This is a genomic window from Ruminococcus sp. (genome assembly GCF_019417665.1).
GTDB lineage: Bacteria > Bacillota > Clostridia > Oscillospirales > Ruminococcaceae > Ruminococcus_C.
Genome location: NZ_DXUU01000005.1, coordinates 29,828 through 54,533, shown reverse-complemented (window position 1 = coordinate 54,533; position 24,706 = coordinate 29,828). Strand labels below are relative to the sequence as shown.

At 49.0% G+C, this 24,706-nt stretch carries 25 protein-coding genes and 1 riboswitch; of the genes, 7 read left to right on the top strand and 18 right to left on the bottom strand.

The window, feature by feature from the left end; genetic code table 11:
• Position 1 precedes the first annotated feature (1 nt).
• From cbiE to QZ375_RS02570, 9 genes are read right to left on the bottom strand one after another with little or no spacing between them, the layout of a single operon-like run.
• On the bottom strand, positions 2 to 1,207 hold the full coding sequence (gene cbiE, locus QZ375_RS02610; protein WP_295214807.1) for a precorrin-6y C5,15-methyltransferase (decarboxylating) subunit CbiE: 1,206 nt from the start codon (positions 1,205 to 1,207) through the stop codon (positions 2 to 4).
• Positions 1,192 to 2,283: a cobalt-precorrin-5B (C(1))-methyltransferase CbiD gene (cbiD, locus tag QZ375_RS02605; RefSeq protein WP_295214804.1), complete on the bottom strand. Its 1,092-nt coding sequence runs from the start codon at positions 2,281 to 2,283 to the stop codon at positions 1,192 to 1,194. The genes cbiE and cbiD overlap by 16 nt, the downstream gene beginning before the upstream one ends.
• Positions 2,280 to 3,797 carry a cobyric acid synthase gene (locus QZ375_RS02600; protein ID WP_295214800.1) on the bottom strand — a complete coding sequence of 506 codons (1,518 nt, stop codon included), beginning with the start codon at positions 3,795 to 3,797 and terminating at the stop codon, positions 2,280 to 2,282. Before QZ375_RS02600 ends, cbiD begins: the two co-directional genes overlap by 4 nt.
• On the bottom strand, positions 3,797 to 4,870 hold the full coding sequence (locus QZ375_RS02595; protein ID WP_295214796.1) for a threonine-phosphate decarboxylase: 1,074 nt from the start codon (positions 4,868 to 4,870) through the stop codon (positions 3,797 to 3,799). The genes QZ375_RS02600 and QZ375_RS02595 overlap by 1 nt, the downstream gene beginning before the upstream one ends.
• A 17-nt stretch (positions 4,871 to 4,887) precedes the next feature.
• Complete coding sequence (cbiB, locus tag QZ375_RS02590) at positions 4,888 to 5,871, bottom strand: adenosylcobinamide-phosphate synthase CbiB (RefSeq protein WP_295214792.1); 984 nt, start codon at positions 5,869 to 5,871, stop codon at positions 4,888 to 4,890.
• Positions 5,861 to 6,253 carry a bifunctional adenosylcobinamide kinase/adenosylcobinamide-phosphate guanylyltransferase gene (locus QZ375_RS02585; RefSeq protein ID WP_295214788.1) on the bottom strand — a complete coding sequence of 131 codons (393 nt, stop codon included), beginning with the start codon at positions 6,251 to 6,253 and terminating at the stop codon, positions 5,861 to 5,863. The genes cbiB and QZ375_RS02585 overlap by 11 nt, the downstream gene beginning before the upstream one ends.
• Complete coding sequence (locus QZ375_RS02580; protein ID WP_295214785.1) at positions 6,250 to 7,026, bottom strand: adenosylcobinamide-GDP ribazoletransferase; 777 nt, start codon at positions 7,024 to 7,026, stop codon at positions 6,250 to 6,252. Before QZ375_RS02580 ends, QZ375_RS02585 begins: the two co-directional genes overlap by 4 nt.
• Positions 7,010 to 7,552, bottom strand: a complete 543-nt coding sequence (locus QZ375_RS02575) for a bifunctional adenosylcobinamide kinase/adenosylcobinamide-phosphate guanylyltransferase (protein WP_295214782.1) — start codon at positions 7,550 to 7,552, stop codon at positions 7,010 to 7,012. Before QZ375_RS02575 ends, QZ375_RS02580 begins: the two co-directional genes overlap by 17 nt.
• Positions 7,549 to 8,925 carry a cobyrinate a,c-diamide synthase gene (locus tag QZ375_RS02570; protein ID WP_295214779.1) on the bottom strand — a complete coding sequence of 459 codons (1,377 nt, stop codon included), beginning with the start codon at positions 8,923 to 8,925 and terminating at the stop codon, positions 7,549 to 7,551. Before QZ375_RS02570 ends, QZ375_RS02575 begins: the two co-directional genes overlap by 4 nt.
• Positions 8,926 to 9,078: 153 nt before the next feature.
• A riboswitch (cobalamin riboswitch) is annotated at positions 9,079 to 9,210 on the bottom strand.
• A gap of 318 nt (positions 9,211 to 9,528) precedes the next feature.
• On the opposite strand from QZ375_RS02570, the gene QZ375_RS02565 reads away from it, so the two are divergent.
• Positions 9,529 to 10,368 carry a MerR family transcriptional regulator gene (locus QZ375_RS02565; RefSeq protein ID WP_295214777.1) on the top strand — a complete coding sequence of 280 codons (840 nt, stop codon included), beginning with the start codon at positions 9,529 to 9,531 and terminating at the stop codon, positions 10,366 to 10,368.
• 82 nt (positions 10,369 to 10,450) lie between these two features.
• Here the strand turns inward: QZ375_RS02565 and QZ375_RS02560 are convergent, their stop codons facing one another.
• The 9 genes from QZ375_RS02560 to QZ375_RS02520 form a co-directional block, all read right to left on the bottom strand.
• Positions 10,451 to 11,626, bottom strand: coding sequence for a S41 family peptidase (locus tag QZ375_RS02560; RefSeq protein ID WP_295214774.1), 1,176 nt, complete (start codon positions 11,624 to 11,626; stop codon positions 10,451 to 10,453).
• A gap of 101 nt (positions 11,627 to 11,727) precedes the next feature.
• Positions 11,728 to 13,185 carry a peptidoglycan DD-metalloendopeptidase family protein gene (locus QZ375_RS02555; protein WP_295214771.1) on the bottom strand — a complete coding sequence of 486 codons (1,458 nt, stop codon included), beginning with the start codon at positions 13,183 to 13,185 and terminating at the stop codon, positions 11,728 to 11,730.
• Between the two features lie 12 nt (positions 13,186 to 13,197).
• Positions 13,198 to 14,103 carry a permease-like cell division protein FtsX gene (ftsX, locus tag QZ375_RS02550; protein ID WP_295214769.1) on the bottom strand — a complete coding sequence of 302 codons (906 nt, stop codon included), beginning with the start codon at positions 14,101 to 14,103 and terminating at the stop codon, positions 13,198 to 13,200.
• The gene (gene ftsE, locus QZ375_RS02545) at positions 14,093 to 14,782 is read right to left on the bottom strand and encodes a cell division ATP-binding protein FtsE (protein ID WP_295214768.1); all 690 of its coding nucleotides are present in this window, start codon (positions 14,780 to 14,782) and stop codon (positions 14,093 to 14,095) included. The genes ftsX and ftsE overlap by 11 nt, the downstream gene beginning before the upstream one ends.
• Before the next feature lie 266 nt (positions 14,783 to 15,048).
• On the bottom strand, positions 15,049 to 16,134 hold the full coding sequence (locus QZ375_RS02540; RefSeq protein ID WP_295214765.1) for a helix-turn-helix domain-containing protein: 1,086 nt from the start codon (positions 16,132 to 16,134) through the stop codon (positions 15,049 to 15,051).
• Between the two features lie 224 nt (positions 16,135 to 16,358).
• Positions 16,359 to 18,050, bottom strand: coding sequence for an arginine--tRNA ligase (gene argS, locus QZ375_RS02535; RefSeq protein ID WP_295214762.1), 1,692 nt, complete (start codon positions 18,048 to 18,050; stop codon positions 16,359 to 16,361).
• A gap of 41 nt (positions 18,051 to 18,091) precedes the next feature.
• Positions 18,092 to 18,547, bottom strand: coding sequence for a DUF1934 domain-containing protein (locus QZ375_RS02530; RefSeq protein ID WP_295214760.1), 456 nt, complete (start codon positions 18,545 to 18,547; stop codon positions 18,092 to 18,094).
• Between the two features lie 22 nt (positions 18,548 to 18,569).
• Complete coding sequence (murI, locus tag QZ375_RS02525; RefSeq protein WP_295214757.1) at positions 18,570 to 19,373, bottom strand: glutamate racemase; 804 nt, start codon at positions 19,371 to 19,373, stop codon at positions 18,570 to 18,572.
• 40 nt (positions 19,374 to 19,413) lie between these two features.
• Positions 19,414 to 20,487, bottom strand: a complete 1,074-nt coding sequence (locus tag QZ375_RS02520; RefSeq protein ID WP_295214754.1) for a D-alanine--D-alanine ligase family protein — start codon at positions 20,485 to 20,487, stop codon at positions 19,414 to 19,416.
• 514 nt (positions 20,488 to 21,001) lie between these two features.
• Between QZ375_RS02520 and rpmG the strand changes: the two genes are divergently transcribed.
• The 6 genes from rpmG to QZ375_RS02490 form a co-directional block, all read left to right on the top strand.
• On the top strand, positions 21,002 to 21,151 hold the full coding sequence (gene rpmG / locus QZ375_RS02515) for a 50S ribosomal protein L33 (protein WP_022050678.1): 150 nt from the start codon (positions 21,002 to 21,004) through the stop codon (positions 21,149 to 21,151).
• A gap of 14 nt (positions 21,152 to 21,165) precedes the next feature.
• Positions 21,166 to 21,486, top strand: coding sequence for a preprotein translocase subunit SecE (secE, locus tag QZ375_RS02510; protein WP_295214750.1), 321 nt, complete (start codon positions 21,166 to 21,168; stop codon positions 21,484 to 21,486).
• Positions 21,487 to 21,515: 29 nt separating this feature from the next.
• Positions 21,516 to 22,043: a transcription termination/antitermination protein NusG gene (nusG, locus tag QZ375_RS02505; protein WP_295214748.1), complete on the top strand. Its 528-nt coding sequence runs from the start codon at positions 21,516 to 21,518 to the stop codon at positions 22,041 to 22,043.
• A 120-nt stretch (positions 22,044 to 22,163) separates the two neighbouring features.
• Positions 22,164 to 22,589, top strand: a complete 426-nt coding sequence (gene rplK, locus QZ375_RS02500) for a 50S ribosomal protein L11 (protein ID WP_295214746.1) — start codon at positions 22,164 to 22,166, stop codon at positions 22,587 to 22,589.
• Between the two features lie 92 nt (positions 22,590 to 22,681).
• Positions 22,682 to 23,377: a 50S ribosomal protein L1 gene (rplA, locus tag QZ375_RS02495; protein WP_295214743.1), complete on the top strand. Its 696-nt coding sequence runs from the start codon at positions 22,682 to 22,684 to the stop codon at positions 23,375 to 23,377.
• A 401-nt stretch (positions 23,378 to 23,778) separates the two neighbouring features.
• A partial coding sequence (locus tag QZ375_RS02490; protein WP_295214740.1) for an SGNH/GDSL hydrolase family protein occupies positions 23,779 to 24,706 on the top strand: 928 nt, incomplete at its 3' end.

Here is a 24,706-nt window from a genome sequence, read left to right as displayed (position 1 = left end):
CTCACTCCCTTGTCTCACAGGAAAACAGCATCACCGGATGATTACTGTCCAACACCCGGTAACTGCCTACTTGCTTGCCGCAGCTGACGGCGATCTGCACTACTTCGAATGCTGGCAGCTGTTCCAACAGAGGATACAATTCTGCCTGGGTCTCCAGAGTAACAGCGCTAACTACCAGCCGGATCTTTTTCGGCAGTGCGCAGATAGTTTTCAGAATCTCCGCCATAGCGCCGCCGCTGCCACCGATAAAGATGCAGTCCGGCACAGGCAGATTTTTCAGCTGTTCCTCTGCCCTGCCCGGCACAATAGTCAGGTGCTCCGTCTGGAAATATGCCTTATTCTTTTCCAGTATCTCCAGCGCCGTTTCTTTATATTCCACGGCATAGACCTGACCGTAAGGACACATCCGGGCGCATTCAATGGAGATACTTCCGGTACCTGCGCCCAGATCCCAGACGACAGCATCCGGCTGTAACCGCAGCTTACTGAGAATCACCGCACGGACTTCTTCCTTGGTCATTGGTGACGCGTTCCGCAGAAATGCACTGTCTGGCAGAAGTGCCGGACGCAGAACAGGTTTCGAGGACGGATTCTTTACTGCTGCAACACACAGTGCAGGATTTTCCCGTTCTGTCCATTCCTCCGGTTTTCCATGCCAGAGCATTTGCTCCGGATAAGTCAGATCAGCGCCCACAAACAGTTCCATTCCCTCCAGATGATAAGCCGCCAGTGCCGCTGCGATTTCGTTCGGTCCCTGGGTTCTGGAACAGAAGAAAAATGTCACCGAATGCTCCGCCACGGTACATGCAATTTTTCCGGCAGAACAATCTCTGCCATGAATGCTCAGAATTGCTGCATCTTCCATGGTCAGTCCGAATGCTGCACCCAACAGCTGCAAAGAACCCACACCGGGAAACACTCTGAGAGATAATTCCGGATATCGTGTGCGGATTGTCCGGCATAGGCTGTATAGCAGCGGATCACCGGAAACCACAATGCCCAGACTCTCTTCCTCCAGCCAGTGCGGCAGATGATCCAGCAAATCGGATATACACCCCATACGCTTCGTTTTTTTTGCATCAACCAGTTTCAGGAATCTCTCCGAAGCAATGATGCAATCAGCCGACTCCAACGCTTGTTTTGCCGCCGGAAGCAGATAATCCTCCATGCCGCTTCCGCCGCCTGCCAAAATCAATTCATGCTGCATTGACTCCACTCCTTTCGTACAGTCTCCGCCAATTGGCTTTTTGCCAGTATCTGATCTTTTTCATCCAGCAGCAGCATTCCCACCTGGATCTTCCCGTGGGTGCGGCGCATACAGTTCTCACAGGCACTCTCTGCAACAGAAGCCCACACCGATTCTCCCAATCCGAAAGCCGTCAGCAATTCCTGCATCTGAGATGTGGTATTGCACTGATACAGCTGCCGCACCTGATCTGTAGATGCCCCGGCAAGAGCGGCATGAGTACAGAGCACCTCACGCTGTCCGCCGGCAGTATGACTGTGCAAATACATAATATCCGCTGCCGGTTTCACCAGCTTTCCCAGTCTGCCTGCCAGCAGAATATGCGTAAAGCCCATTTCTTCTGCACAGTCCAGCAGATAACCCAGATAATTACTGCACAGAACAATGCCGCCGCAAGAATCGTATTGATTTCGCAGATATTTTTCCCCGGCATAGCCCGTCACCAACGCACAGGCAGTGCCGTATTCCGCCCGGCACATGGAAAGTTCCAGGCAGAGGGATTCTTTCACTGCTTCTTCACTCATAGGACGAACAATTCCCGTAGTGCCCAGAATGGACAATCCACCCTGAATGCCTAGTCTGCCATTAAAGGTTTTCACAGCAATTTCCGCACCGCCAGGTACAGAAACAGTTACCTCTGCGCCTCGCTGTCCAATAACAGAGCGCAAGGCTTTTTCAATCATCTGCCGAGGCACCGGGTTAATTGCCGGTTCTCCCACCGGCAGTTTCAAGCCTTTCCGGGTAATGATACCCACACCCTCACCGGCATGAAACCGAATCTCACCCGGTTCGTCAGAGATCTCCACCTGTGCCGTCACAAGACAGCCATTTGTCTCGTCGGGATCGTCGCCGCCATCCTTGATGACACCGCAGATACCTTGGGATATTGCCTGAATTTCCAGGCGAAGTGTCACCCCGGCAGGCGTTTCCAGTTCCACCTGCTCCGGACAGATTCCGGTTATCTGCCACAGCACCGATGCCAGACTTGCTGCTGCTGCACAAGAGCCGGTGGTATAGCCTTCCCGCAGCGACTTCATGTGCATTCTCCCCACTGGTTGAGAATGTCGTAGATACGCTGCATATCCAGGTTCTTCCGGAGCGTGTCGGCAAGCTTGTCGTATTGTTCCTCTTTATAGGCATCCAGATCAAAAGCCTCGATTGTACTGGAATCTTCACCTTTTTTCGTGAGCAGTGCCTGTACCAGCTTCTGTGCCGTTTCCGGAGAATCAAATATCCCATGGAGATACGATCCGAACACAGTTCCCTCCGGATTACGGTAGCCGTCTGTTTCTCCGGTTTCCAACGTGGTAAAAGGCACAGCACTGCCAAGCCCCCTTGTCTCGCCCATGTGTATCTCATAGCCGCTGACAGCATGACCGGACAATGGCTCCAATACTCCATCCACAGAAGCAATGACGCCGTTCATCCGTGTTCGCCGTTTCTGGGATAGGAATACCGTTTCTGTGTCCAGCAGCTCCATGCCACGCATAGAGTCGCCGTCCTCCACGCCTTCCGGGTCAGAAAGTGTCCTTCCAAGCATCTGGAAACCGCCGCAGATACCCATCACAAGGCTGCCCTTTTCGTGCTGTTTCAGAATCGCTGCCTCCAGACCGTTCTGGCGTATCCAGCGCAGATCTGCCATGGTATTTTTCGTTCCCGGCAGCAGGATGGCATCGGGATTGCCCAATTCCCGCACCCGTGTCACATATCGTACAGAAACACCGTCAATGCGCTCAAATACTTCAAAATCCGTAAAGTTCGAAATCCTTGGTACACGAATCACTGCCAGATCCAGTTTTGCGCCTGTCTGCACTGTGCGGTGCGTCAAACGGTCGGAAAGGCTGTCCTCATCGTCCAGATCCAGCTGGGCATAAGGCACAACGCCCAGCACCGGCACGCCAGTCAATTCTTCCAGCATGGCCAGACCTGGTTTCAGAATTTCCACATCCCCACGGAATTTATTGATAATGATTCCCTGAATGCGGCTGCGTTCTTCTTCGTCCATGAGCACAATGGTGCCATACACAGAGGCAAACACACCGCCCCGATCAATATCACCTACCAGAATCACCGGAGAATCGGACAGCTTTGCCATACCCATATTGACGATATCCACATCTTTCAGATTGATCTCCGCCGGACTGCCAGCTCCCTCCAGCACGATCGCATCATTTTCTGCTGCAAGGGAATCATATGCCTTCATGATATGGGGAATCAGTTCCTCTTTTTTGGTGTAATACGCCACAGCACCCATAGTACCGATTACTTCGCCGTTCACAATAACCTGAGAACCGCTGTCGCTGGTAGGTTTCAGCAGAATAGGATTCATCCGCACATCCGGCTCTGCGCCGGCAGCCTCCGCCTGCATTACCTGTGCACGTCCCATTTCCAGACCGTCACGGGTAATATAGGAATTCAGCGCCATATTCTGTGATTTAAAGGGTACGACTCGCAGCCCGTCCTGCCGGAAGATCCGACACAGTCCGGCAGTGATAAAGCTTTTTCCTGCCGAAGACATTGTTCCCACTACCATGATGGATTTTGCATGCATCAATAAAGCCCCCTTTTGCTGATGATTTTCCGCAGACAGCGCAGAAAATACTGGTTATCCTCTCTGGAACGCACTGCCGCACGATAATATTCCGCATTCAAGCCCACATAAGAATCGCAGTGCCGCAGCAATACATGATAGGTCAGCAACCGTCGATCCAGATCATAGCAGCCCGGCACTTGAAAGAAAATATAATTGGCATGGGGTTTCCACACCCGAAAACCCAGACTTTTCAGTCCATCATAGAGAAAATCCCGTTCCTCTTGCAGGAACTTTAAAAACTGCGTCCGGTAGGTGTGATCCTCCACTGCTGCACATCCGGCTTCGCTTGCCAGAGTGCTCACCGGCCAGGGCTGTCCCATAGTACGGATACGCTCCACCAATTCTGCATTGGAACAAATCCCGTATCCCAGCCGCAGTCCAGGGATGGCATATAATTTTGTCATGGATTTCAGGATCAGCAGATTGGCATAGCTGCCAGAATCCAGAATCATGGAATCAATGCCCATCTCGTCCTCTGTCATATCATAAAAGCATTCGTCCAGCAGCACAAACACTTGTTTCTGCTTTGCCAGATCCAGGATCTGCTGCAGAAGTCCCGGGGCGATCAGCGTTCCCGTGGGATTGTTTGGATTACACAGTGCCAGAAAATCATAGCTGCCCTGTTCCAGTTCATCCAAAATCGCCTCTGTCACGACAAAGGGCTCTGGCATCGTCCAATACTGTACTTCGCAGCCGTTTTCCTCCAGTGCCTTTGCGTATTCCGAAAAGGTCGGCGCAAGCACAAGTGCCTTTTTCGGTGCAACTGCACGCACCAGCCGGAAGATCACATCTGCGCCGCCGTTGCCGCAGACAATATGATCCGGATGCACCTGGTGAAATTCCCCAAGGGCATGCCGCAGCTTCCGCTGATAGGGATCAGGATAGTGCACCAGCTGCTGCACTGCACCGTTGATTGCCTTCCGGACAGACGCAGGAACGCCGAAAGGATTGATATTTGCGGAAAAGTCGATGACATAATCCGTTTGCAGTTCTTCCTCTGCTGTGTAGATATCTCCGCCATGGATCTCCATTTTCCTCACTCCTTGCCTTAGGTTATCACAAAAACGATCAATGCCCTACATAACCCGAATAATCCTACTGAAAGCATTGCCGCTGCGTACATAAGTCCGTTGGTACGCAGAATATCAGCTGCCTCTGCCGAACGGATTCGGTCTCCAATAGTAGGCTTTTCCACGATTTGTCCGAAATAGACGTGTGTACCGCCCAGTTGAATGCCAAGTGCACCTGCCGCAGCAGATTCCGTCTGAGCTGAATTGGGTGACAGGTGATTGTTCCGGTCACGCCGGAATATCCGGAATGCATTTTTTCCATCCAGTCCCAATACTCCTGCCGCAGCGATCATCAGCAGGCCACAGAGCCGTGACGGGATCCAATTTGCCGCATCATCCAGTTTTGCCGAAGCTGTACCGAAATGGATGTATTTCTCGTTGCGATAGCCAACCATAGAATCCAGCGTATTGATCGCCTTATAGCAAAATCCCAGCGGCACGCCGCCCAGAAGCAGATAAAACAGAGGTGCTGTAACGCCATCGGAAGTATTCTCCGCCACCGTCTCCACACACGCTTTTGTTACTTCTTCCTCTGTCAGCTGCGTTGTTTCCCTGCCTACCAAATAGGATAACAGCTTTTTTGCGGAATCCAGGTCCCCGGCTTGCAATGCTGCATACACCTTTTTGCTCTCTGCCGCCAGACATTTTGTTGCCGGAATCTGATACGCCCAAAAGGTATGCAGAACAAACCACAGCCAGAAAGAGATACGATATGCCAGATACAGTACGCCGCCGGAAATGACAAGACTCAGAAGGGGTATCATCACAGCCAGCACGACTCCTGCGGCACATTCACCACCTGGCGTTTTGGGAAAGATCCAGCGCAGCAGCCGTTCCATACCGGAAATACCTTTTCCGATCCAGACCACCGGATGAGGCAGCCAATGAGGATCTCCAAAGCAGAGATCCAACAAAAATCCCAACAGAACACTGCACAAGATCCACATACAATCACGCCCCATTTCCTTTGATCCGCATTCCCAGACCGCAGCAGACCCGATCTACTGTCTCTGCCTGTCCGGCAAGAAAAGTGTTGAATCGTCCCACCGCCTCACGCCATGCCCGCCGTTCCGCTGTAACAGGAACCAATCCGCACCCCACTTCCTGGGAAATGAGAATCACATCCTGCCATTGAGAGAGCATGTCCTTTGCTGCCTGGCAGGGATCTTCTCCTTCACGCATCCAGCCGGTTACCAGATCCTCTGCATGGTATATGATGCGCTGTCCGTTCCAGGCGGAAAGAGGTTCTTCTGCCGCATCCCACACATCTTTTTCCGTCAGCCCGAAACGTTCCATGGCATATGCCAGTTTCCCTTGGGCATAGCCACCCAGTATCAATCTCATAACAGCACACCTCCCAACAAAGCCGTTCCCAGCAGCCATGCAGTTTCATTCAGTACCAGAAAAAAACCAGCCAGATCTCCTGTCAGTCCGCCAAACTGCTTTTTTTGCATATGATAATAGCCCCCGAAGATCCCCATGGAAAGGAGGATCAAGATAACTGCCAGCCAATGGTACCACAGTACCATACAACAGCCTGCCACGCCGAATTCCACTGCAAGTATCACACTCACATGAGTACCGGCGTTTTCACCAAATGTTTTTGCCAGAGAACTGGTAGGCGCACAGGGGAAACGGGTAATAGAAATCCCACTGAGGCAGCGTGTCAGCACAAATCCCCCAGTAAGAAGCCCCAGCACATGCCTGCTCTGAGAACCATACAGTTCTGTATATGCGCCAAAGCTGACCAGGAGCACGAGAATGACACTGAATACAGCAAAAGGCCCGCAGTTGGGATCTTTCAGGATCCGCAGCTTTTCCTCACGAGGCCGACGGGAATAGAGCGCATCCGCCGTATCACAAAAGCCATCCAGGTGAATACCGCCAGTGATAACCACAACACTCAGAACTGCCAGTACGGCAAACAGCACAGCGCCTACACCCAACAGACTGCACACTGTCCAGACAAGCCATAACCCACCGCCGCAGAGCAGTCCCACCAGAGGGAAAAATGCCATGGCATGACGCAGATTATCTGCCGTCCAGTTCAAGCATTTCACCGGCAGTGCACTATACATGGAGAGGGCAATCAGAAGCGATTCAAACCAGGATCTCATGATATCGTTCCTCTCCTTTCCAAAAAATCGGTATGCCGCTGCACACCTCTATGACCACATCTGCTGCCTTTGCCAGAGCACAGTTGATTCGTCCTATATTTTGCAGATATGCCTGCATAGACATGTCCTCCGGCGGAATATCCGAACAGACCTCATTCGTCACGGTGACCAGATGGGTCAGCCGTTTTTGCACAGCCAGCACTCCATCGACCACCGCCTGTACCGGATCCGGTGCCGCTGCGTCAAACTGTTCATTTGCCATCAGATTGCCGATACAGTCCAGCAGTGCCGTACCGCCCGGCGTCAGTGTCTGTGCTGTCTCCGCCAGATGTATCGGCGTTTCCACAGTCTGAAAGCCTTTTCCGGCACGCTGTTCCCGATGGCGTGCAATACGTTTCCGACATTCCTCATCCCATACCTGCATGGTCGCCAGATAATAAAAAGGTTCCCGTTTCAGTTGAAAGCTGATCTCTTCCGCCAGCAGAGATTTTCCGCTGCCGGAACCGCCTGTTACCAATACTGTCATACACTGTCACATCCTTCCCGGAATTTCCGGCACGTCTGGGCAAATGTCCGTGGTACAGCCGGATTGGACGGAAAATACAAATGTGGAAAACCTGCCGCAATATGCTGCGTCACCTGTATCGCCTGCCACTGCCGTCCATTGGGACGCTGTGCCAGAAATGCCGCACCGTTTTCTGTACTGTCTGCATAGTGGAATTCATGCGCCCGGATCATTGTCCCTGCTTCGCCCAGAATCGAATCCTGCTGCGCTGTCAAGGTCACATATCCGAACCGGCAGAGCCGTTCTCCCAGCTTTGATATTCCCGGCAGCAGCTGTGCCATGGGATATTCTGTACCATCCTTATCAAGAATCGCCTCCTGCAAATATAAGAATCCGCCGCACTCTGCAAAAATAGGGATTTTCTTTGCTGACGCATTCCGGAGACTTTCCAGAAAGGTACTATTTTCGCTGAGCTGTTTCAGATACAATTCCGGATAGCCGCCGCCCAGATACAGTCCGTCCAACCTATCCGGCAGCCGGTCATCTGCCAAGGGGGAAAATGGCACAAGCTCTGCGCCGCACTGTTCCAGCATGTGCAGATTTTCCGCATAGTAGAAGCAAAAGGCCGCATCCTGTGCCACACCCAGTCGGAATGTCTTTTCCAGCTGCTCCGGCATTGGCGAAAGGGGCAGCGGCGGTGCTGTTGCTGCCAATTGCAGAATGCCGTCCAGATCTATAGTATGTTCTGCCGTTTCTGCCAGCAGCTGTATTTTTTCATCCAGCTGAGCCACTTCTCTGGCTGTCGTCAGACCCAAGTGACGGCTTTCCAAACGCACCTGGGGCAGATCCGGCAGATAGCCATAGACCGGCAGTCCTGTTTCCCGCTCAATAATCTCTTTATAAAAAGAATACGTTCCCTCCCGGATCTGATTGAGAATCACACCCCCAATGGGATTGGGCATCCGGAATTCCAGAAACCCTTTACAGAGTGCCGCTGCAGAACAGCCCATTCCTCTGGGTGTCACAAGCAGCAGCACCGGCGTTTGCAGTGCCTGTGAGGCGGTGTAGGCGCTTGCCTGTTCCGTCTGTCCGATGCCATCATAATATCCCATGGCACCCTCCAGCAGTGCAAGATCGGCATCTGCCGCCGTCTGCATCAGAATCTGCTGCATCTGCCTTTCATCGGAAAAGAATGGATCTGCATGATACGTATCCCTGCCGGTAATGTGGGTATGAAACATAGGGTCGATATAATCGGGACCGCATTTCAGGCTTTGCACACAGAGTCCACGTGCCCGGAAAGCACCGAGGAGTGCCGCCGTCATGGTCGTCTTTCCGCTGCCGCTGGATGCGGCACTGAGCATGATACGGGGTATTTTCCGGTTCTGTTCCATACGCCATTCCTCCAAAAAAAATCGCCTTCTTGTGACAGAAAGCGATGTCCACGAAACGCCTTGCCTGCCGCCTTTCCAGGCAACAGACATGCCGCTCCTGCATTTCCACCAAAACACGCTTGTTTCGTGCGGACACAGCCCCATCGCTCGTAAGGCTGTGCAACATGCTATTTCGTAATCCGACTGAACAGGCAATCCCTGTATCACGGTAGCGTGACTGTACGAGAATCTCACTCGTTTCCCTTAATTGATTGTCCCTATTATAACATAATTCTCAGAAATGCACAAGTGACAATTTTAAAACATATGACCATACCAATTCCGGCAAAGAGTTCTTTATCTCTGTAAAAAATATCGTATTTTCCAGAAAAAAGTATGAATGCAAAGTAAATTCGCAGTCTTCCTTTCTTTTCAAAAACCTCGAAATTTTTGCTTTACTTCTCCGAAAAACCTTGTTATAATAAAACTAATCAGAATCTGTATTCATTGACAGTGAAATGGAATGTCACTTGAAACCATGCAAGCTTAGGCAATGGCGCCTGTGATTCCTGTTTCCATGGGAACTGCAATGGTACAGTTTTTTCTTTTTTCGGAGGTAATTTCATGAAAAAGAACAACATTACCATCGGCACCTTTTGCAGCGACATGAAAATTCAACCATCCAAACTCCGCTATTATGAATCACTGGGACTTATTCAGCCTGCAATAGTCGATGAAGAGAATAGCTATCACTATTATTCCTATGCACAGTATGCAGAGATTGAGATCATCCAGATCTGCCGCAAGCTGAACTTCCCCCTGAAAAAAATCATCCATCTTCAGAAAACCCAGGATCCCCACGAGCTGCTGGATCTGATTGCAAAGCAAAAATTTCACGCACGAAAACTGCTATTGCAGCAGCAGGAGATCTATCAGAATCTCTCCTGGCTCCACGAAGCGCTTAAAGCAGATATGGATCTGCAGGAAGGCGGTTTTCCTGAAATCGTCTGTCAGGAACTGGAGGAACGAAAAGTGCTGATAACACTGCCAGAACCAGGGAGCCATAAACTTTCTCTGGAGGAACAGGATGCAGCACTGCAATATCAACTAAGCAAGACCGTTTCATCTGAACATTTTGCCGTCAATTCTGTCCAGCGGATCTATGGCTATCACCTGGATTCCAAGCGGTTTCAACATGACCAGCTTTTTCTTCTGGGAAAATTCGTGGAACTGCCTCAGTACATCATGAACATTGAAACAAAACTGTATACCATTCCTGCCGGCACATACCTGACGCTGCCGGTGAAGGCATTTTCTGAAACAGACTGGATACAGCACATGTACACCTATGCCAAGGAACACCGGCTGAAGATCCAGGAAGTCTATCTCACAGAGGTCGCACTCCATCTGATTCCCAGAAAGGATGCCTTTTACAAAGCACAGCTGCTGGTTCAGCCGAAATAATGGTTTAATACGTATAAAAGGCTGCTGCAAACGATCCGAATTGTCCCGATGATTTGGACATTCGCTGTTTGCAGCAGCTTTTTTATTCTATAATGAGTTCCAGTGCTTTTGCCAGCTGCGGATCGGAAACTGCATCCGGTGCATCATAATCCACAGGCTCCTCTCCGGCATCCACAACAACGTCCGGCGTGATCCCCACACCGTGATAGCACTCGCCTTTTGTAGTCTGATAGGTCGCCACGGTCAAAGTCAATGCACCGCTGAACATAGGCTGAGTCACCTGCATGATTCCCTTTCCAAACGTTGTGGTTCCTACTGCTTTTGCCTTTCCGAAATCCCGCAAAGATGCTGTAAACAACTCAGCTGCACTTGCAGTATTCTCGTTGACCAGCACCACCATAGGCAAATCACATTCTTCAGCATCAGACTGCACCAGAGTCTGGGTATGACCATCCCGATAAGTGGCAATGGCAATTTCCCCTTCCGGCAAAAGCGGATCCAGAATTTTTTCCAGGCTGTTCACCAGACCGCCGCCATTGTCCCTCAGGTCAAAGATCAATCCCTCTGCGCCCTGGTTCACCAACTGCTCATAGACTGCCTGGTATTGTTCTGGCGTATTTTCCTTAAAGGCACTGATACGGATATAACCGATATTCCCGTCCAGCATCTGTCCCTGTGCCGTGATAACTTCCATGTTCTTCCGGGTCACTTCACAGTCCAGCGTTGTATCATCCCGGCGAATTGTCAATATGACAGATGTATTTTCCTCTCCTCTGACAGCATCCACTGCGGAAGAATACCCCAGTTCTGCAACGTCTTCCCCGTCTACAGCAATAATTTCGTCTTCCGACTGAAGCCCTGCTGCCTCCGCTGGTGAATCTGCTGTCACAGAATTGATCAGCAAATATCCCTCTTTTGTGGGTGTCACCGTAACACCAATACCCACAGTCCGCCCTGCTTCGTTTGTCTGGAATTCTCCATACTCCTCATCTGTCAGGTACTGAGAATATGGATCATCCAGCCCGGCAACATAGCCTTTCATAGCACCCTGCATAGTAGATTCTTCATCTACATCTGTGTAATAATTCGCCTCCACGGTAGCTTTCAGCTGTGCCAGTTCCCCATATTCTGCCTGACTCGCATATGCACGATAAATACCCACGCCCGTTCCAACAGCAAGAACTCCACAAAGGCAGAACAACAGTACCAGTGTAGATTTCCGCAATTCTACCGTCTCTCGTTTCGAATTTTCTTCCACGCCAAATCATTCCTTTCGCAAAAAAGGACAGCGGTTTCTGAACACCCCTGTCCTTCTTCATATATAGTCAGTATATGTATTTCGTGAAAAAATATGCAAGGTCAGCTCAAATACTGCATGGGGTCAACCTTGGTACCATTTACACGCACTTCAAAATGCAAATGGAAACCTGTAGAGAAACCTGTGCTGCCTACATAACCAATGGTCTGACCCTGGCTCACCGTCTGTCCGACAGAAACCGAAACAGAAGCCAGGTGACCGTACAACGTGGAATAAGTGCCGTCATGCTGAATAATCACATAATTACCATAACCGCCGCCGCAGCCGCAGCTGGAGTTCTTCGGATAATTGTGAGAACAACTGCTGACAACACGAACAACTGTACCGCTTCGGGATGCTGCCACTGCTGCACCAGCATTACCGCCGGCAATATCAATTGCACCATGGGTGGTACCCCAACGACTGCCGAAGCCACTGGAAATGGTATAATATCCCGGACACGGCCATGCAAAGTTGGCACTGCCAGTCGGAACAGACGGAGAATCCGAAGAGCCGCTGCTGCCAGACGAACCGGAGCTGCCGCTGGAACTGCTGCCAGAATTACCGGAATTGCTGCTGGAGTTGGAACTGTTACTGCTGCTGTTAGAACTACTGTTCTGCTTTTCCTGTTCCTGCTGCTGTTTTTTTGCAGCTTCCTTCTTCTTGCGCTCTTCCTCTTCTTTTTTCTTCTGTTCTTCCGCTGCTCTTGCAATTTCAGCCTTGATCTCTTCTTCTTCTGCATCCAAGGCTTTATTGTTCTCTTCCAGTGTATCTACATCCACATTGAGCTTTTCCTTTTCCCGCTCCATCTGCTGTTTCGCTTCATCGGTCTCAGCATAAGTCGTCTGAAGTTCCTCAATTGCGGTTTTAAATTCGTCTTTTTTTGTCTGTTGTTCTGTCTGCTGCTGTTCCAGGTCAGATTTTTCCTGTTCCAGCTGTGCCTTTTTCTCGTTGCACGCTTCCAGCTTGTCCTTCAGATCGTTTACCAACTCGTTATCATGATTGGCCACACGGGACATAAGCTCATACTTAGACAACAAATCATAGAAATCTGTTGCACCCACCAATGCGGAAGCCAGGCTGTTGTTCCCCTGAACATACATTGCCCGGAGACGCAGCTTGAACTCATCCAGTCCGATGGCAATATCTGCTTCCATCACGGTGATATCGTCTTCCGTCTGGGAAATTGCCGTTGTTGTTTCGTCAATGGACTGATTGATCCGATCCAATTCCTCCACAACAATGTCCAGATTCTGTTGCTGCAGGGTGATCTTTTCCTGCAGAGTCTTTTGATATGCTTCTTTTTCTTCCAGATTTGTCTGAAGCGCATCCAGTTCCTTCTGTTTTTCTGCTATTTTTGCCTCATTGGATTTCCGTTCTTCCTGGAGTTCTGCCAGCGTCTTTGCCGAAACAGGAATATCCTGCAGCGGTGCCCAGTTTGCAGTAACACCAGCTGCAAGAAGCGTCAGGCACAACGCTGCACCAGTCAGACGGCGTCCAATGTGTTTTTTTCTGCTCATAATTCAGCCTCCTCAGACATTCAGGTGTTTGCGCATGGAAATCATACTGCCAAATGCACCGAACAATGTGCCGGACAACAAATAAGCAGCAGCCACCTTCCAGGCGAGTTCCCGGAATGGAATGATACTTCCCATACCAATGACAGACAGAATATCTGCCTGACCTGTCAAAAGTCCCACCAATGAGTCATATCCGAACCATGTGATCACCAATGCCACACACCCAGCAAGAAAACCGGTGATCATACCTTCTACAAAAAATGGAACACGAATAAAGGAATTGGTTGCACCAACATATTTCATGATTTGAATTTCTTCACGGCGTGCAAATACACTTGCTTTTGTGGCATTGGATACAATCACCATAGAAATCACGATCAGTGCGGCAATGATCACGCCGAAAATCACCGTAACGATCTTTCGCAGTTCCGTCAGAATATTCACAAAATCCATTGGCGCACGGATAGAATAAATATGATCCAGCGTCTCGATTTCTGAAATTGTCGTGGAAATGGTGGAAATGTCCTCAATCTGGATCCGGAATCCATCAATCAGTGGGTTGTCATCTCCCAGAGAGTCAAAAAGTACTTCATAATCGGACATACTTTTTTTCAAATCTTCGAAAGCCTGTTCCTTGGAATAAAATGTGATCTTGGAGATATTGCTGATCTGCTCCAGATCCGTCTGGAATTCAGCAATTTCCTGATCTGTCGTACCCTCATCCAGGTAGATGATGACTTCATTTTTATCCTCAATACCACCGATCATAGAAGTGAGGTTCATGTAAAACAATACAGACATACCCACCAGCAGAAGAGAAACCAGAAGCACACAAAATGAAGCAAACGCCATCATACGGTTTTTCCAGATATTTTCAATTCCCTGCCCAGTGAGGTATTTGAAACCACTAAGCTTCATGGATCAGATTCCCTCCAATCACTTCGTCAAAGACAATGTGTCCCTGATCAATATTAATGATCCGCCCGCCGAACTGTCTCACCAGACTATGCTCATGCGTCACCATGAGAATCGTCGTTCCGATATCATTGATGCCCTGAAGCAATTCTACAATCTCATAGGAAAGTTCCGGGTCAATATTACCCGTTGGCTCGTCAGCAATGATCAACTGTGGGTCATTGACCAGCGCACGTGCAATTGCAACACGCTGCTTTTCGCCACCGGACAGCTCGTCCGGATAGGCATACGCCTTGTCCTGCAAACCCACCAGACCGATCACATACGGCACACGTTTGCGAATATATTTTGTAGGCGAATCAATCACACGCAGCACGAATGCTACATTCTCATAAACGGTCATGGATGGGATCAGGCGAAAATCCTGAAAGACAAAGCCAATGGTCCGCCGCAGTGCTGGAATCCGCCGCCGCCGCAGTTTGTTCAGATTATAACCATTTACAGAGATAGAACCGCTTGTAGGGTTGATCTCTTTCAGGATCAACTTGATCATGGTACTTTTTCCAGCACCAGAAGCACCGACAACAAAGGCAAAGTCACCATCATTGATTTTCAGATTCACATTGTGCAGTGCATCTACGCCGCTTGAATATGTCACAGAGACATCCTTCAGTTCAACCATAGTTCACACACATCCTTTCAGCGGCTGCATGCCGCAGGGCAATCTGCCCTATTCCAATAGGGCATTCACACAAACTGCCTTTTCCGCAATTCCCGAAAAAATGCAGTTGCTTCTTGTAGTCGTATCATTTGCCGCAGTTCCGATCATCCAGCAGATCTTCATCCCAGGCTTATAGGCATAAATAACCCGCCGATGCAAAAACTGCCACACGCTGCACCGGCGGCTTATGCAGATATACCGCCGATAAACACCAGCGTTTTGGGTTCTTAGAATTTTGCCGGATTTGCCGAGAGATATTTCTTGACCATCAGTGCGATCTTAAAGATGATGGCATGGTCAAATTCCCGAAGGTCCAAACCGGTCAGCTTTTTGATTTTTTCCAGACGGTACACCAGAGTGTTCCGGTGTACAAACAACTTTCTGGAAGTCTCCGACACGTTCAAATTGTTCTCAAAGAACTTCTGAATGGTAAAGAGTGTCTCATGATCCAACGATTCAATGCTGCCACGCTTGAATACCTCATGGAGGAATGTCTCGCAGAGCGTTGTGGGAAGATGATAGATCAGACGGGCAATGCCCAGGTTCTCATAGCTGACGATAGCCTTGTCCGTGTCAAACACTTTGCCGACTTCCAGTGCCATCTGCGCTTCCTTAAAGGAACGGGACAGTTCCTTTACGCCGGTAACGATAGTACCGATGCCCACATTAACACGAGTATAGAATTCACTGCTGAGAGTATCCGCAATAGAACGTGCCAGCTTTTCCAGATCCTTGGTGTCCACAGCGCCCTTGATTTCCTTGACCAGAACGATATCTGTTTCAGAAATGGTAAAGACAAAATCTTTGTTCTTGTCCGGGAAAAGATTCTGGATGACATCATAAGCTGAAACATCGTTTGCAGACACAATTCGGATCAGCAGAACCACACGGCTAACCTCAGAATTGAAGTGCAGCTCTCGCGCCTTAATGACAATATCACCCGGCAGTACGTTATCCAGAACGACATTCTTGATAAAATTATTGCGGTCATACTTTTCGTCATAGTACTGTTTGATATTGAACAGTGAGATCGCCAGAATATTGGCATATTTTGCAGCTGCATCATCCATGCCCTCTACGAACACAGCGTATTCCGGCTTCGAACGGAAACCGAAAGGCTTATAGGTGTAACCGTCACGGATGAAAATATCATGTACATCGCTCAGATCCAACGAAACAAACTCATTGGTCGTGCCAACCTTCGTCAGATCGCTGCATGCGATAATGGTCGCAGTATCATCGACCACGCCAACAGTAGCGTCAATTGTATCACGCATCTGGTGCACCAGACCTTGAAATAATCTATTTGACATATGGAACTTCCTTTCATTTTTAAATCCTGTGGTCACAAAGCTCCGCCTGCTCAATATATTACAAATTGTAACACATTATCCAGCTGGATATGTGGATATTTTGTTAAAGTTTCTTCAGCTTTCTGCGTATTCAGCTGTTTTCTCTGCATTTTCCACCAAAATCACACAGAATTCCGTGCTTTTCTCTGTAACTTATTTGTAACCTTTTCCTCTGTTTCCGGAAATTACATCTTCTCTGGAGCGGTCACCTTCAGAATATGCAGGGTGTTTGCGATTGCCTGACGTGCCGCTTCGCACAACAATAGCCGTGCCTGTTTCAGCTCCGGTGTCTCTGCATACTTGATGCTGCATGCATCGTAAAACTTGTGAAACAGAGTCGCCAGTTCTGTGGCATATTTTGTCACCTTAGACGGGTCATAGGACTTTGCCGCAGCATCCAGCTCCGACGGAAATGCTGCCAGATGGCGGATCAGTTCCAGTTCCTGGGGCTGTTCCAGCAGAGAAAGATTCACATGTGCACACTGTTCCAGAGTCAGCCCTTCCTCTGCCATAGCACGCAGAAGGCTACAGATTCTGGCGTGGGCATACTGCACATAGTATACCGGGTTCTGGGAGGACTTCTCCACTGCCAGATCCAGATCAAACTCAAAGTGAGAGTTTGCCTCTCTGGTGTTGAAGAAGAATCTTGCTGCATCCAAAGGGATCTCATCCAACAGAGTTACCAGTGTGATTGCCTTACCGCTGCGCTTGGAAAGCTTGACTACTTCACCGTCCCGCATGAGCATTACCATCTGCATGAGCACCACATCCAGCCGGTCAGCATCTGCGCCAAGGGCTGTCAGAGCAGCTTTCAGACGTGGCACATAGCCATGGTGGTCAGCACCCAGAATGTCGATTGCCTTATCGAACTTCCGCCCCATAAGCTTGTCATAATGATACGCAATGTCCGGCACCACATAAGTAGGAATCCCATTGGCACGCACCAGGACAAAGTCCTTGTCTGCGCCAAACTCCGTAGCCTTGAACCAAACTGCACCATCCTGCTCATAGGTATAGCCGCGTTTTGTCAGTTCATCGACTACCCATTTTACCTGACCATTTTGGTGCAGGGTGCTCTCCCGGAACCAATTGTCATAAACAATGCGGTATTTCTTCAGATCTCTTTCCAGACCGGCAATATTCTTCGGCAGGGCAAATGCCACCAGAGCATCCCGTCTTGTCTTTGCATCTGTCTGCACATATTTATCACCGTTTTCGGCAATGAAATTTTCCGCATGTTCGGTAATATCTGCACCGTGATAGGCATCTTCCGGCATTTCCACGGCAGGATCAAAGTGCTGCAAATAGCGTACTTCCAAAGATGTGGCAAACTTTTCAATCTGATTGCCGGCATCGTTGACATAGAATTCCCGCTGTACGTCCCATCCGGTCCAGCTCAAAATCTCCGCCAGACTGTCGCCCAGTGCGCCGCCCCGTGCATTACCCACATGCATAGGACCAGTGGGGTTGGCAGATACGAATTCCACCAGTGCCCGCTTTCCGGCGCCTGTCTGGGTTCTGCCGTACTGTTCCTTTTCCGTCAAAACCGTTTCCACTACCTGTGCGAACCAGTCCTGTTTCAAAAAGAAATTCATAAAACCAGGTCCGGCGATCTCTGCACGGGAAAAAATCGTTCCCCCCAGGGAAACTGCACCCAGCAGCAGCTCTGCAATTTTTCTCGGTGCCATACGGAAAGTCTTTGCGCTGACCATTGCCACATTTGCCGCAAAGTCACCATGGGACTTATCCGCTGGTACCTCTACCCGGAATGACGGAATCGGTTCAGCAGGTACCTTTTCCTCAGCCACAAGCCGCCCCAGTCCATCCAGAAGCATCCGGTATAATGTCTCAGATGCTGTTTTCATACAATCTGCCATGTTTCACTTCGTTCCTTTCCGATATATCTCAGAAGTATTTCTCATACTTCCTGCTCTTCTGCCGATTCAGGTTCCTCCTGCTGGAGTTCCCAGTGCAGTTCGATCACGTTTTCCGATAAAAAAGCCGCATTGAGGTCAATCACATATTCCATTTCCACGCTGCCCCGATCTTCTTCCATCATACAGGACAGCCGCTTTGCCTGTACCCCCAAGGTCATATTGCCATAGGGCGTCTGATACAGGCAAAAATGCTTTTTCCCCAGTTCCAGCGTCAGATTGGAATTTGCCTTGCCGCTGCGGAGAATGGTCACCAGAGAATCGTTTGCCACACGAATGGAAGTCGTAGACCCGGCAAACCCGGTGGCATCCGTATCCTCATAGGATAACGTCACAATGCCGTCCTTCCGGTCACATGTGCCGGTAGTCACCAGCTCGGTCTCTTCCTCATCGTCCGGCGTGATCTGCCGGCTCTTCATTTTAATTAAAACTGACTCCATGTCTCTTGCGTCACTTCTTTCGTTACAAGCTGCACCGGAACACCTTTCCCACCACATTCTGGTGCAGAAAATGTCCGGCATTTTCAATGAACATCTCTGTGCTATCGCTAACATAGTAAATATTTTCACCAGGTGTCTCCCGATCTGTCAGCAGATCCCGTTCTTCCAAGCAGCGCCGGGCATATTTTGCCGCCTCTGCACCGGAGGAGATGAGCTGCACCTCCGATCCCATAAGATCGGCGATGATATCTCGGATCACCGGGTAGTGGGTACAGCCCAAAATCAGAGTATCCACGCCGGCACGCCGTACCGGAGCGAGATATTCCTCTGCCACAAGCCGTGTCACCGGGTTGTGAAAATCTGTATAGCCGTTTTCCACCAGATGCACAAACAATGGACACGCCTGCACCGTCACTTCAGCATCCGGGAGAATCTTCCGAATTGCCTGGACATAGCTGCCGCTGCGGACAGTTGCCGCTGTACCGATCACACCGATCTTCCCGTTTTTCGTCAGACGGCACGCTGCTTCCACTGTCGGAAGCACGACACCGGTAAAAGGAAGATCTGTCACAAGAGGGCGATCTCCTACAATGGAACTTACCGTACCGCACGCTGCAATAATCATTTTCACAGCATGTTTCCGTAGAAATGCCACATCCTCTTTGGCATAACGCATGATCGTTTCCTGACTGCGGCCACCATAGGGAATGCGTGCTGTATCACCGAAATAGATGATATTCTCCCGGGGCAGCAGCGCATTCAGTTCCTTGACTGCCGTCAGACCGCCCATACCAGAATCAAAAACGCCAATGGCATCATTTTTCATGCTAGTCATCTGCTGTCATGTGTGACAGCTTCTCCTTTCATCAATAGGTTCTCGCTGCATTGTCCATGGCCTGTTCAATGAGTTTATCCACCAGATATTCCTGCTTCATGCCAAGATGTTCCATGAGCTTGGGGTACATGCTGATGCTAGTGAAGCCTGGCAGCGTATTGACTTCGTTGAGGATAATAGAACTGTTTTTGGACAGGAAGAAATCCACACGGGACAGTCCTTTGCAGCCAAGAAGCGTATATGCCCGCAGTGCTGTCTCTCGAATTCGATCGGAATCCTGTTCCGAGATCCGTGCCGGAATGTACAGCTTCGAAGTGCCATTGACATATTTGTCATCATAGTCATAGAATTCCGCTGCCGGCTCGATCTCGCCCACGTAGGAGGCAAAAGGTGCATCATAACCGAATACAGCTACCTCCAGTTCTCTGCCTTCAATAAATTCTTCAATAATAACCTTTTCATCGTGAGTAAAGCCGATCTGGATGGCATCTTTCAGAGAGTCCAGATCTGTTGCCTTATTGACGCCAACAGAAGATCCTGCATTTGCCGGCTTCACAAACAGAGGAAATCCCAGCGTTTCTGCAATGGCAATACATTTTTCATCCAACTTGTTCAGATCACGCTGGTGCACACACGCCCACTTTGCCGTCTGGATACCATTATAATCAAGTACCGTATGGGTCATGCCTTTGTCCATGCAGACTGCACTGCTCAGAACACCGCAGCCCACATAGGGAATACGTGCCATCTCAAAGATCCCCTGAATTCTGCCGTCCTCGCCGTTTCTGCCGTGAAGCACCGGAAATACCACGTCTACTTTTTTAATGAAAGTTTCCCCATTTTCCATGGTAACAATGCCGCCATGCAGTGGATCGGGAGAAAGGATCGCCGCCGTGCAGTCCGGATTCTGTTCCCATGCACCTGTGGAAATCTCAGAGATATCGCCGGGGAAATACAGCCAGCGTCCTTTCTTGGTGATACCGATGCAGAGCACCTCATATTTCTCCTTCGGAATACTGCGGATGACATTTTCTGCTGAGATCAGCGAAACATCGTGCTCACTCGAAACGCCGCCGAACAGGACAGCTACTCTGATTTTTGCCATGTGTCAAAACTCCCTTTTCAATTGTTTTCCGGTCATTGCGCTCACTGTGCTGCATCATTGTGCATGATGATCGATAACACACCAATTGCACCAATTATTATATATCAGTTTCACATGCCGTTTTAGAACCGATACAGCTTTTTCTGTACCATTCCTTCTGAAAGAACGAATTTTTTCAGAAAAACAAGTTCCCTCAGATACCATGTCCTCTATTTTATCATAATTTACAAAAATCTGCAAGGGTTTTTTGTAAAAAAAGAGGAGCAAGTCCCGTTTTTTCCTAAGCAGAGAAAAAAATCGCAAAAACGCTTGACATTTCCGGCGAGATGTGGTATACTGAAAACACCTCTTCGTATGGGGTTTATTTTTTTGCACAAATGCGGGTCGGACGTCCCGTTTTTTTGTGTGAATATGTCCCTGCGGTACTGAGGGAGGCAAACGATTCGGATGTCTCTGAAAAGGACGATCCGGCTTCCGCATACGGAAGAAGTATAACGAGCAGGAGGTGCCGATCATGAGAGTGAAAGTAACACTGGCTTGTACAGAATGCAAGCGCCGCAACTATGTAACTAAGAAGAACAAGCGGAACAATCCGGAACGGATTGAGATGAACAAACACTGCAAGTTCTGCCGGAAGCATACGCTGCACAGAGAGACAAAGTAATGGGGGTCCAAGCAATGGCTGATATTGAAAAAAACGCCGGACAGGAAGCTGTCGAGAAAAAGGCGAAAAAGGCAGCTGCAAAAGCAGACTCCAACAAATCCGGCAGCAAGGGCAAAAAAGAAACCAAGGAAAAGAAAGGCTTCTTTTCCAGAATTGCCGGCTGGTTCAAAGACCTGAAGAAGGAATTCAAAAAGGTCGTTTGGCCGGATCGAAAGAAAGTCTTTAACAACACGCTGGTCGTTCTGGCAGTTGTTATCATCGGTTCTATTGTAGTCGGTCTTATTGATACCGGTCTGCTGAAACTGATGCAGTTCTTAATGGGACTTTCTAATTAATTTTGTGACCAGAACAGGGAGGATTTATTATGTCAGAGGCAGCAAAATGGTATGTCATTCACACTTATTCCGGCTATGAAAACAAAGTAGCCCAGGATATTGAAAAAGTGGTTGAAAACCGAAAGCTTCATGACCTCATCCTGGAAGTTCAGGTCCCTACCGAAAAGGTGACTGAGATCACAGACGGCAAAACAAAAGAAGTAGAACGCAAGACGTTCCCTGGATATGTTCTGCTGAAAATGATCTATACAGATGATACCTGGCATGTGGTCAAGAATATCCGCGGTGTGACCGGTTTTGTAGGTCCCGGATCTGAGCCGACTCCCCTTTCTGAAAAAGAAGTGGCGGCGCTGGGCGTAGATCTTGGCACAAGCGTACAGGTCAACTACGAGGTCGGCGATACCGTCATCATTTCCGGTACGGCAATGGACGGCTTCTCCGGTGTTGTACAGGCTATCAATCTGGAAGACGGCACTGTTGATGTTATGATCTCAATGTTCGGCCGTGAAACAGCGGCGACATTGCAGCTCAATCAGGTGATTCGTCAGGACGACTAATGCAATACTGCATGAATTTGCATACATGCAAAAAATCAATTCGGAATCCGGATCTCTTTCGGTTCCGGTGGGAGAGACAAATTTCGTCTCGCCATTTACCACAATATGGAGGTGTGCAATATGGCACAGAAGGTAACAGGTTTTATTAAGCTTCAGATTCCCGCAGGTAAAGCAACACCTGCTCCTCCGGTTGGCCCGGCGCTGGGTCAGCACGGTGTAAACATTATGGCGTTCACAAAGGAATTCAACGAGCGTACCAAGAACGACATCGGTATGATCATTCCGGTCGTTATCACCGTTTATGCGGATCGTTCGTTCACCTTTGTTACTAAGACACCGCCGGCAGCTGTTCTGATCAAGAAGGCCTGCGGTATCGACACTGCTTCCGGTGAGCCGAACAAGAAAAAAGTGGCTAACATCACCAAGGAACAGATCCAGAAGATCGCAGAGCAGAAGATGCCGGATCTGAATGCAGGTTCTCTTGAGGCTGCAATGAGCATGATCGCTGGTACTGCCCGTTCGATGGGTATCGTTGTCGTTGACTAACGGAAGCCGAACGTCGGTGGGAGGAAATTTCCGCTAACCGGATCAGCGTATGAGCGACCCGGTACTACCACTACACTAGGAGGATTATATAAATGAAACACGGTAAGAAATATAATGACAGCCGGAAGGCTGTAGACAGCACCAAGCAGTACGCTTCAGAAGAAGCTCTGGCTCTGGTTTGCACCAATGCAAAGGCAAAGTTCGACGAGACCGTTGAGGCACATATCCGTCTGGGCGTTGACTCCCGTCACGCTGACCAGCAGGTTCGTGGTGCAGTTGTACTGCCGAATGGTACTGGTAAGAACGTTCGTGTCTGCGTTTTCTGCAAGGAAGACAAGTACGAAGCAGCAAAGGCAGCCGGTGCGGATTATGTAGGCGGTCAGGATCTGGTGGACAAGATCACCAAGGAAAACTGGATGGACTTCGATGTAGTTATCGCTTCTCCGGACATGATGGGTCTGGTTGGCCGTCTCGGTAAGGTGCTTGGTCCCCGCGGACTGATGCCGAACCCGAAGGCTGGTACTGTAACGCCGGATGTTGCTAAAGCTATCACTGAGGCTAAGGCTGGTAAGATCGAGTATCGTCTTGATAAGACCAATATCATTCACTGCCCTATCGGCAAGGCATCTTTCGGTGCTGAAAAGCTGGTTCAGAACTTCGAGACTCTGATGGAAGCTATCGTTAAAGCAAAGCCGTCTGCTGCAAAGGGTACCTACCTGAAGTCCTGCACCGTAACTTCTACAATGGGTGTCGGCGTAAAGGTTGCTACCAGCAAGTATGGTGTCTAAGTAAGATTAAACTGTATCAAACATCCTTTGGACGTTTCAAAAAGCTCTCACTGTAGTGGGAGTTTTTTTATTCTTTTTTCAAATTTATGTATCTTCTGATGCTTCATGCAATTTCACAAATCTATTCGCAATAATGGGGAAAATATGCAGCAGAATAACAGCACCATCTCCTACAAATGCGAATATTATTCAAAAAGCTCAAGAACGGCGCAATTTCAATGTAATTTTATAGATACTCCAACACATAAAAAGAAGATGATTTCCTGCTTCTTGAACCTTGTGTAAATCTTTCCAAAAGTCCTTGACTTTTCCAGTGGGGAATAGTATACTAAAAGTATAAAAAGTCCCCGAAATTCCGGCATTTTTCCAATTTCGGGAGATTCGGAAAGGAATGATTCATTATGAAACAAACAAAATTCGTATCGCTTGCAGCGGCATGTGCTTTGTGTTTTACTTCTGTGATCACAAGTGGCCTGAACGTATCTGCCGCACAGCAAACGGACAGTGCTTCAGATGTCAAAATCATGGCTCTTGGTGATTCTATCACCGATGGCTATTGGACCGGCGGCGGCTATCGCAAGTACCTATACCACGAACTGGAGCAGAAGGGTTATTCCAACATTGATATGGTGGGACCAAAGGGCAGCAATTCAGAATCGTTCAGTTACAACGGAAAATCCGTCACTTATGACGGCAATTACGCTGGTTACAGCGGCTATGCTATCCAGTATATCACTGGTACAGAAACGCGCCAGGGAATCCTGGAAACGATCAACAGCAACTATGGAAACGGTCAGAATATGATCGAAGCTTATGACCCGGATGTAGTACTTCTCCAGATTGGCACAAACGATATCCTTAGCAACTATAACAACGGCATCATTGATCGGCTGGAAAATCTGGTAGATACGATCCTGGCAAGTATGGACGGAGAGAACGATCTTCTGTACGTTTCCACGATTCCAGACATCAATGTGGCGGAACGTTATGATTGGCTTTGGTCGTATGGTCTTTCCTATGCCGCAGATCCAGAGGGCTTTACTGCTACCATACAAGGGTGTATTGATTCCTACAATACTTCTATTCAGAATCTTGTAGCAGAAAAGCAGGCCGCTGGTGATAAGATTGCATTTGCAGACATACACAGCGTCGTAGATCAAAATACTGATCTGTATGACGGTGTACATCCAAATGAAGCTGGATATGAAAATATGGGCAATTATTGGGCAAATCTGCTTGATTCCACTTATCTGAACGGTGAAACCACTCCCGTTGAAACAACAGAACCTGCCGCAACTACCACAACGGAAAAACAGACAACAACAACAA

What these genes read in the sequence shown, in the direction of transcription:
- cbiE (WP_295214807.1), bottom strand. Translation starts at nt 1,207, where the DNA reads ATGCAGCATGAATTGATTTTGGCAGGCGGCGGAAGCGGCATGGAGGAT.
- cbiD (WP_295214804.1), bottom strand. Translation starts at nt 2,283, where the DNA reads ATGAAGTCGCTGCGGGAAGGCTATACCACCGGCTCTTGTGCAGCAGCA.
- QZ375_RS02600 (WP_295214800.1), bottom strand. Translation starts at nt 3,797, where the DNA reads ATGCATGCAAAATCCATCATGGTAGTGGGAACAATGTCTTCGGCAGGA.
- QZ375_RS02595 (WP_295214796.1), bottom strand. Translation starts at nt 4,870, where the DNA reads ATGGAGATCCATGGCGGAGATATCTACACAGCAGAGGAAGAACTGCAA.
- cbiB (WP_295214792.1), bottom strand. Translation starts at nt 5,871, where the DNA reads ATGGGGCGTGATTGTATGTGGATCTTGTGCAGTGTTCTGTTGGGATTT.
- QZ375_RS02585 (WP_295214788.1), bottom strand. Translation starts at nt 6,253, where the DNA reads ATGAGATTGATACTGGGTGGCTATGCCCAAGGGAAACTGGCATATGCC.
- QZ375_RS02580 (WP_295214785.1), bottom strand. Translation starts at nt 7,026, where the DNA reads ATGAGATCCTGGTTTGAATCGCTTCTGATTGCCCTCTCCATGTATAGT.
- QZ375_RS02575 (WP_295214782.1), bottom strand. Translation starts at nt 7,552, where the DNA reads ATGACAGTATTGGTAACAGGCGGTTCCGGCAGCGGAAAATCTCTGCTG.
- QZ375_RS02570 (WP_295214779.1), bottom strand. Translation starts at nt 8,925, where the DNA reads ATGGAACAGAACCGGAAAATACCCCGTATCATGCTCAGTGCCGCATCC.
- QZ375_RS02565 (WP_295214777.1), top strand. Translation starts at nt 9,529, where the DNA reads ATGAAAAAGAACAACATTACCATCGGCACCTTTTGCAGCGACATGAAA.
- QZ375_RS02555 (WP_295214771.1), bottom strand. Translation starts at nt 13,185, where the DNA reads ATGAGCAGAAAAAAACACATTGGACGCCGTCTGACTGGTGCAGCGTTG.
- ftsX (WP_295214769.1), bottom strand. Translation starts at nt 14,103, where the DNA reads ATGAAGCTTAGTGGTTTCAAATACCTCACTGGGCAGGGAATTGAAAAT.
- ftsE (WP_295214768.1), bottom strand. Translation starts at nt 14,782, where the DNA reads ATGGTTGAACTGAAGGATGTCTCTGTGACATATTCAAGCGGCGTAGAT.
- QZ375_RS02540 (WP_295214765.1), bottom strand. Translation starts at nt 16,134, where the DNA reads ATGTCAAATAGATTATTTCAAGGTCTGGTGCACCAGATGCGTGATACA.
- argS (WP_295214762.1), bottom strand. Translation starts at nt 18,050, where the DNA reads ATGGCAGATTGTATGAAAACAGCATCTGAGACATTATACCGGATGCTT.
- QZ375_RS02530 (WP_295214760.1), bottom strand. Translation starts at nt 18,547, where the DNA reads ATGGAGTCAGTTTTAATTAAAATGAAGAGCCGGCAGATCACGCCGGAC.
- murI (WP_295214757.1), bottom strand. Translation starts at nt 19,373, where the DNA reads ATGAAAAATGATGCCATTGGCGTTTTTGATTCTGGTATGGGCGGTCTG.
- QZ375_RS02520 (WP_295214754.1), bottom strand. Translation starts at nt 20,487, where the DNA reads ATGGCAAAAATCAGAGTAGCTGTCCTGTTCGGCGGCGTTTCGAGTGAG.
- rpmG (WP_022050678.1), top strand. Translation starts at nt 21,002, where the DNA reads ATGAGAGTGAAAGTAACACTGGCTTGTACAGAATGCAAGCGCCGCAAC.
- secE (WP_295214750.1), top strand. Translation starts at nt 21,166, where the DNA reads ATGGCTGATATTGAAAAAAACGCCGGACAGGAAGCTGTCGAGAAAAAG.
- nusG (WP_295214748.1), top strand. Translation starts at nt 21,516, where the DNA reads ATGTCAGAGGCAGCAAAATGGTATGTCATTCACACTTATTCCGGCTAT.
- rplK (WP_295214746.1), top strand. Translation starts at nt 22,164, where the DNA reads ATGGCACAGAAGGTAACAGGTTTTATTAAGCTTCAGATTCCCGCAGGT.
- rplA (WP_295214743.1), top strand. Translation starts at nt 22,682, where the DNA reads ATGAAACACGGTAAGAAATATAATGACAGCCGGAAGGCTGTAGACAGC.